Source organism: Methanofastidiosum sp. (assembly GCA_020854815.1).
In the GTDB taxonomy this organism is placed as follows: Archaea; Methanobacteriota_B; Thermococci; order Methanofastidiosales; family Methanofastidiosaceae; genus Methanofastidiosum.
In genome coordinates this window covers 1-5,391 of record JAHKLW010000062.1, presented here as the reverse complement: position 1 = coordinate 5,391, position 5,391 = coordinate 1, and the positions used below count along the sequence as shown (strand labels likewise).

At 34.3% G+C, this 5,391-nt stretch carries 10 protein-coding genes and 1 tRNA gene; 6 read left to right on the top strand and 5 right to left on the bottom strand.

Going from position 1 to position 5,391, the window contains the following annotated elements; all coding sequences use genetic code 11:
- Positions 1-696 (top strand): thymidine phosphorylase (locus KO464_08045; protein MCC7573326.1); only part of this gene is annotated, 696 nt, incomplete at its 5' end.
- A 26-nt stretch (positions 697-722) separates the two neighbouring features.
- On the opposite strand, the gene KO464_08040 is transcribed toward KO464_08045, so the two are convergent.
- Genes KO464_08040 through KO464_08030 form a run of 3 tightly spaced genes read right to left on the bottom strand, consistent with a single transcriptional unit; the run spans position 723 to position 1,596 of the window.
- Entirely contained in the window at positions 723-1,064 is a 342-nt protein-coding gene (locus KO464_08040; GenBank protein ID MCC7573325.1) for a hypothetical protein, read from the bottom strand.
- Positions 1,065-1,108: 44 nt separating this feature from the next.
- Positions 1,109-1,345, bottom strand: coding sequence for a DUF3795 domain-containing protein (locus KO464_08035; protein ID MCC7573324.1), 237 nt, complete (start codon positions 1,343-1,345; stop codon positions 1,109-1,111).
- The gene (locus tag KO464_08030) at positions 1,342-1,596 is read right to left on the bottom strand and encodes a hypothetical protein (GenBank protein ID MCC7573323.1); all 255 of its coding nucleotides are present in this window, start codon (positions 1,594-1,596) and stop codon (positions 1,342-1,344) included. Before KO464_08030 ends, KO464_08035 begins: the two co-directional genes overlap by 4 nt.
- A gap of 206 nt (positions 1,597-1,802) precedes the next feature.
- On the opposite strand from KO464_08030, the gene KO464_08025 reads away from it, so the two are divergent.
- From KO464_08025 to KO464_08005, 5 genes are all read left to right on the top strand, one after another.
- A complete protein-coding gene (locus KO464_08025; protein MCC7573322.1) occupies positions 1,803-2,636 on the top strand; it encodes a CBS domain-containing protein in 834 nt (277 codons plus the stop codon).
- Positions 2,637-2,645: 9 nt separating this feature from the next.
- Complete coding sequence (gene ftsY, locus KO464_08020; GenBank protein MCC7573321.1) at positions 2,646-3,545, top strand: signal recognition particle-docking protein FtsY; 900 nt, start codon at positions 2,646-2,648, stop codon at positions 3,543-3,545.
- A 35-nt stretch (positions 3,546-3,580) separates the two neighbouring features.
- Positions 3,581-3,654 (top strand) — tRNA-His (locus KO464_08015).
- Between the two features lie 82 nt (positions 3,655-3,736).
- A complete protein-coding gene (locus KO464_08010) occupies positions 3,737-3,973 on the top strand; it encodes a hypothetical protein (GenBank protein ID MCC7573320.1) in 237 nt (78 codons plus the stop codon).
- Between the two features lie 116 nt (positions 3,974-4,089).
- Positions 4,090-4,599, top strand: coding sequence for an Lrp/AsnC family transcriptional regulator (locus KO464_08005; GenBank protein MCC7573319.1), 510 nt, complete (start codon positions 4,090-4,092; stop codon positions 4,597-4,599).
- A 27-nt stretch (positions 4,600-4,626) separates the two neighbouring features.
- Here the strand turns inward: KO464_08005 and KO464_08000 are convergent, their stop codons facing one another.
- Together KO464_08000 and KO464_07995 are read right to left on the bottom strand one after the other, a co-directional pair.
- Complete coding sequence (locus KO464_08000; protein ID MCC7573318.1) at positions 4,627-5,124, bottom strand: rubrerythrin family protein; 498 nt, start codon at positions 5,122-5,124, stop codon at positions 4,627-4,629.
- Between the two features lie 28 nt (positions 5,125-5,152).
- On the bottom strand, positions 5,153-5,391 hold a 239-nt coding region (locus tag KO464_07995; GenBank protein MCC7573317.1), incomplete at its 5' end, for an FprA family A-type flavoprotein.

Below are 5,391 nucleotides of genomic sequence, written 5' to 3'. Positions count from 1 at the left end.
TCTGAAAAAGTAGTTATAGATATCCCCGTTGGTAAAAATGCTAAGATTAAGGATGCAAATGTGGCAAAAAAACTTGCAAGAGATTTTATTACCTTAGGTGAGATACTAGAAATGGAAATAAAGTGTATGCTTACATACGGGGGAAAACCAGTCGGACGAGGAATTGGCCCAGCACTTGAAGCAATTGATGTTTTAAATGTACTAGGTGGAAAAGGTCCTGACGATCTAAGAGAAAAATCATGCGAAATAGCCGGATTACTTTTTGAGATGGGTAGCAAGGCGCAACGAGGAAGAGGAAAAGAGATTGCTGAAAAAATGATTGATAGTGGTAAAGCGCTATCCAAATTCAGAGAGATTATACGTGAACAAGGAGGAAATCCTAAAGTTAAACCAGAAGATATACCTGTTGGCACCTATAATCACACAGTGAAATCTGAAATTGAAGGAAGAATAGATTTCATGGATACAAGAATGATTAATATGATAGCAAGAGCATGCGGAGCACCGGATGACAAAGGGGCAGGAATCTATTTCCATGTTGAAAAAGGCCAAAAAGTATCGAAAGGAATGGATATCTTTACACTTTATTCAGACAAGGAAAAGAAGATTGATAATGCCCTTAAAGTACTTGACGGAAATCTTTTAGGTGTTGAGAAAGTTATTTATGATATTGTCGAAGGAGAATTATCTCTTTGATTTTGACACAAGTCTAATTCAAATATTTAATTCTCTAACTTTATATCCTTTTGAATTTTCTTTTCTTTAAGATAGGGTATCCTTTTTATATGGCCGCAATTTAGACATGTAAAGGTCACCTTTCCCTTGCCAGTCCTAACTCTTACAGTTTTCCCTGGAATAAAAACAGTATAACATTTTTTACAAAATCTTCTCTTATTTTTGAAGGGAATTCTTATTTTATGGCGTCTAGATATTCCAACTGCGGTTTTAATGAAATTTGCCGATAAAATTCCATCATCTTTTTGTAACTCTGACAGTCGCAAAAGTTCTTTTATTCTAGCAGATGCTACTTTTTTTCTTAGAGCCTTTCTTTCTTTCCATCCCATTAATTATAATTTTAGTATTTACTTAATAAATTCTTAGGTAAAGATTAGAATTTGCCTACGAGATACTGGCAGTACCCAATACTTATTGGTCCTGATTTTGTTATCTCGCAAGGGAACTCAGGGCATTCAAAACAAAGATTTATTTTCTTTTCATAAGCACAAGTTGCTATCTTACAGAATTTGTTCTCTTTTGGAACACATCCAATATCTCCATTGGGGCATTGTTTTGTAATCATTTTTGGACATTTTTCACAGGCTATCCCACATACACCAATTTTCATATATTCATCAATCCATCTTGTTTTATAATTGAGATAAGCAGGACGATCGTGATTATAAAGAGCAAGGTGAACATACCTACAAATTCTAAATTATTATTTTGGAGATAGTATCCCGGACTTACTATTAAAGTATAGATAAGCATCCCTGTTCCCAAAAAATATACAGTAGTTCCCCACTTTCTTTTATAATAAAGACCTACTCCGCCCCCTATTAATAAAAATGCAGTTACAATCTCACCTATTAGATGCATAATAATTCTATAAGGTTCTATTGATAGCTCCTGAAAAGTAAAAAACTGTCCACATTATAATCATTAAGGTCCCAACAACAGTACTATAAATCGATGCAACTGTTCTAAGATCCATGAACAGGATGTCTTAGAGCAAATATAAAAAGCTTTATATATACTACTTTATCTTAAAGCACGTTCTGCCCACTAAATTGTTTCGTGATATTATGATAAAAGTAGAAGAAGTAATGGTTAAGGATGTAATCTCAGTCACCATGCCCGCAACAGTAAATGAGGCACTCGAAAAAATGCAAAAATACAAGAAGCCAGATTTACCAGTTATTAACAAAGAAAAAGAGCTTGTAGGTATAATTTCTTTGGAAGACATAATAAAAAATCCTAATGAGGACCAAATAGCTTTAGTAATGACTAGAAACTTTAAGTCAGTCAAAGAAGGAGATACTATAAAAAAAGTTGCTAAGATCCTTTTAGATAATAACTTAACTAGGGTTCCAGTTATTTCCAATGGAAAACTTATGGGGGTCGTGGCCGTTAGGGATATTGTAATGAACGGTTTATCAAAACTTGAATTAAACGAGCCATGTCAAAAATATATTAAAGAAGAGGTACCTTGCATTTGGCAAGACACGCCTCTAAGATCCGCGCTCATGATCATGGTTTATAGTAAATCAAATTTCTTCATGGTACTGGGAACAGATGGCGGGATAGTTGGTATAGTTGATACCCAAGATATAATGTCATCTGGTGAATTCTTAGACGAACTTAAGACCACTGAGCTTAATATTTCAGGCGAAGGCGACGATTGGGCCTGGGAGCCTAAAAATGCATTACACATAGTTTCAAAGAAACTCACACTACCTTTAAAACCAATAAAAGAGGTAATGTCAACTGAACTTGTAACAATTACAAGAAAGACTCCTATCAGCAAATGTGCGAAAGAAATGAGAAAAAATAATATCGAACAAATACCAGTCATAAATGCAGAAGGGGCTCTAATAGGGATTATAAGAGACATCGATATAATAAAATCTCTTTTATGAGTTGATACTTTGTTTGACTCTCTAAAATCTAAATTCTCAGGTCTTGTAGAGGGTGTTAGTTCTAAAAAAATAACTGAAAAAGACCTTAACAAAATTCTAGAAGATTTTGAACTTTCACTTCTAGAAAGTGATGTTTCTATGAAGGTTTCAGAGAAAATAGTCAACGAATTAAAGAAAAAACTCACTGGAGAAAAGATTGGATTAACTTCAAACAAAAAAGATTTTGTAAAAATAGCCGTAGAAGAAACATTGACCGAAATCCTTGAATACAAAAAATATAATGTCTTTAAAGAAATAGAAAAAAAGAGAAAAGCAGGAGAAATATTCTCTATAGCTTTTGTTGGATTCAATGGAACTGGCAAGACTACGACCATAGCTAAATTTGCTAAATTATTAAATGATAAGGGATACAAAGTTGTGATAGCAGCATCTGATACTTTCAGGGCAGGTTCAATTGAGCAACTTTGTCTACACGCCGAAAATATTGGTATAAAGGTAATAAAGCATAATTATGGGGCCGATCCTGCGGCCGTTGCATTTGATGCAATAAATCATGCAAAGGCGAGGGGCATTGATGTTGTTTTGATAGACACAGCTGGCCGTTCAGAAATGAATAGAAATCTGATGGATGAAATGAAGAAATTAGTTAGGGTATCAAATCCCGACATGAAAATATTTGTTGGGGATGCTCTTGCAGGCAATGCTGTGGCAGAGCAAGCGCAAAAGTTTTCTGAAATTGGTTTGGATGGTTCAATATTAACTAAAGTTGATGCTGATTCTAGGGGCGGCGCCGCTCTTTCAATAAGTTATATTACAGGCAAACCTATTCTTTTTATTGGAACTGGTCAAGGGTATGACGATCTAGAGCCTTTTGATCCCAAGTGGCTCGTTGAGCGGATACTCCCATAACATTTATAAACATCCCAACTCTAGGTTTTCTGATGGCCGGGGTGGGGTAGCTTGGTTATCCTATGGGACTGTGGATCCCATGACTCGGGTTCAAATCTCGGCCCCGGCCCCTACTTATTTTCTTTTTGAATAATAAATTTTATATGTTATTTTTAATCTTTAGATAAGTATAAACTCAAAAGCTGAAACTAATGAAAGAACCTGGAACAATTAGCATTGGAACTAGAGTGACAATGAACACAATGCATAATTTATCTAAGTTTTACTCCAAAACTAAATCCCCTAAAATAAGAGTTGTAACACATTATGCAATTCTTGGGATATTCTTTGTTTCTATTCTTTGGAAACATAAACCTAGTAGCATTTGGCAAAAACCTTCTGAACTCAAATTCATTTTATGCGAGTTAATAAGTTGGTTCCATAAATAATTTTTGTGATAAATTCAGTTATTTCTCTTTCAAAGAAAACGACTTTAAATAATTTTTATCCGAAAAATATTTAAATTTATAATTATTAATTAATACAAAAGATATTCAGTGATAAAATGGCATCAGAACTACCAATTAAATTAGATAATCTGGATAAAGACATCTTGACTGAACTTCAAAAAGATGCAACTATTTCTTATAAAGATCTTTCAAAGAAGATAGGGGCTGCTGAATCTACAGTTTATGATAGAACAAGAAGACTTAGACAACTTGGTATTATTAAAGGAATTGTTCCCTTACTAGATGCAAAAAAATGCGGTAAACTTACAACTGCTTGGATAAGAGTTTCAATTGACAGTATAAAGGAAATTGGAAGGATTTCGAAAGAGCTCGCAATGATTGATGAATTGCTTGAAGTCCATGAGGTTTCGGGCGAATGGGACATCCTTGTGAAAACAAAAGTGACCGACAACGAAGAGTTAAGAAATCTCGAGGTGCAAAAAATTGGCCCCATTAAAGGAATAAAAGGTCTCTACTCCTTGATAGCCGTAAGAACTGAAAAAGAAGATATAAGAATAAAGCTTGAATCTCTTGAAGAGCAAATGGCTTTGAATGCTTCTGATTAATAGTTTATTGATTAATTATAAAAATAATTAATCTACTTTGTTAAATGCTTTTTTCATTGCTCCGCAAACTGGGCATTTTTCTGGTGCTTCATCAGCAATAGTGTAACCGCAGACACTGCAAACATAGTAATCTTTGACTGGAAATTTATCTATAGTGTCCAGAGCATTTTTATAAAGTCCAGCATGTATCTTTTCTACTTCATTTGCAAAAACAAAAGATTTCTCAGCTATTTTTTCTCCTTCTGCTTTAGCCTCTTCAATCATCTTGGGGTACATACTTACAAATTCATGAGTCTCCCCAGAAATTGCTTCCATTAGATTATCTTTTGTTGTTTTAATCTCACCTAGCGCTCTAAGATGGGCATGCGCATGGACAGTTTCTGCGGCAGCAGCAGCTCTAAATAGTTTTGCAACACCCGGATATCCTTCCTGATCAGCTGTACTTGCAAAAGCAAGATATTTCCTATTTGCTTGCGATTCTCCTGCAAAAGCTTCCATTAAATTTTTCTTAGTTTTTTCTTGCATAAAATCCCTCTAATCATTTATTAAATCATTATCTTCCCAATCCTATCTCTTTATGTTTTTTATTTATCTCCTCTGCTAGCTTATCTAGTGATTTAAAGTCAATATCTTGTGGATAGCCTTTGATATAAACTGGCTCGATTAATTGAACCTTAAGACTCGAAATTAATCCTTTTAGAACTTCAACTGTATTTCCACCCCAACCATAAGAACCAATTACTGAAACAAATCTTGTTTTTGGCCTTACCGCATTAACTAGATATGTTGCAT

Bases quoted from the DNA above. Each gene is read 5' to 3' on its own strand.
- KO464_08030 (MCC7573323.1), bottom strand. From the start codon at position 1,596: ATGCATCTAATAGGTGAGATTGTAACTGCATTTTTATTAATAGGGGGC.
- KO464_08000 (MCC7573318.1), bottom strand. From the start codon at position 5,124: ATGCAAGAAAAAACTAAGAAAAATTTAATGGAAGCTTTTGCAGGAGAA.
- KO464_08005 (MCC7573319.1), top strand. From the start codon at position 4,090: ATGGCATCAGAACTACCAATTAAATTAGATAATCTGGATAAAGACATC.
- KO464_08035 (MCC7573324.1), bottom strand. From the start codon at position 1,345: ATGAAAATTGGTGTATGTGGGATAGCCTGTGAAAAATGTCCAAAAATG.
- KO464_08040 (MCC7573325.1), bottom strand. From the start codon at position 1,064: ATGGGATGGAAAGAAAGAAAGGCTCTAAGAAAAAAAGTAGCATCTGCT.
- KO464_08025 (MCC7573322.1), top strand. From the start codon at position 1,803: ATGATAAAAGTAGAAGAAGTAATGGTTAAGGATGTAATCTCAGTCACC.
- KO464_08010 (MCC7573320.1), top strand. From the start codon at position 3,737: ATGAAAGAACCTGGAACAATTAGCATTGGAACTAGAGTGACAATGAAC.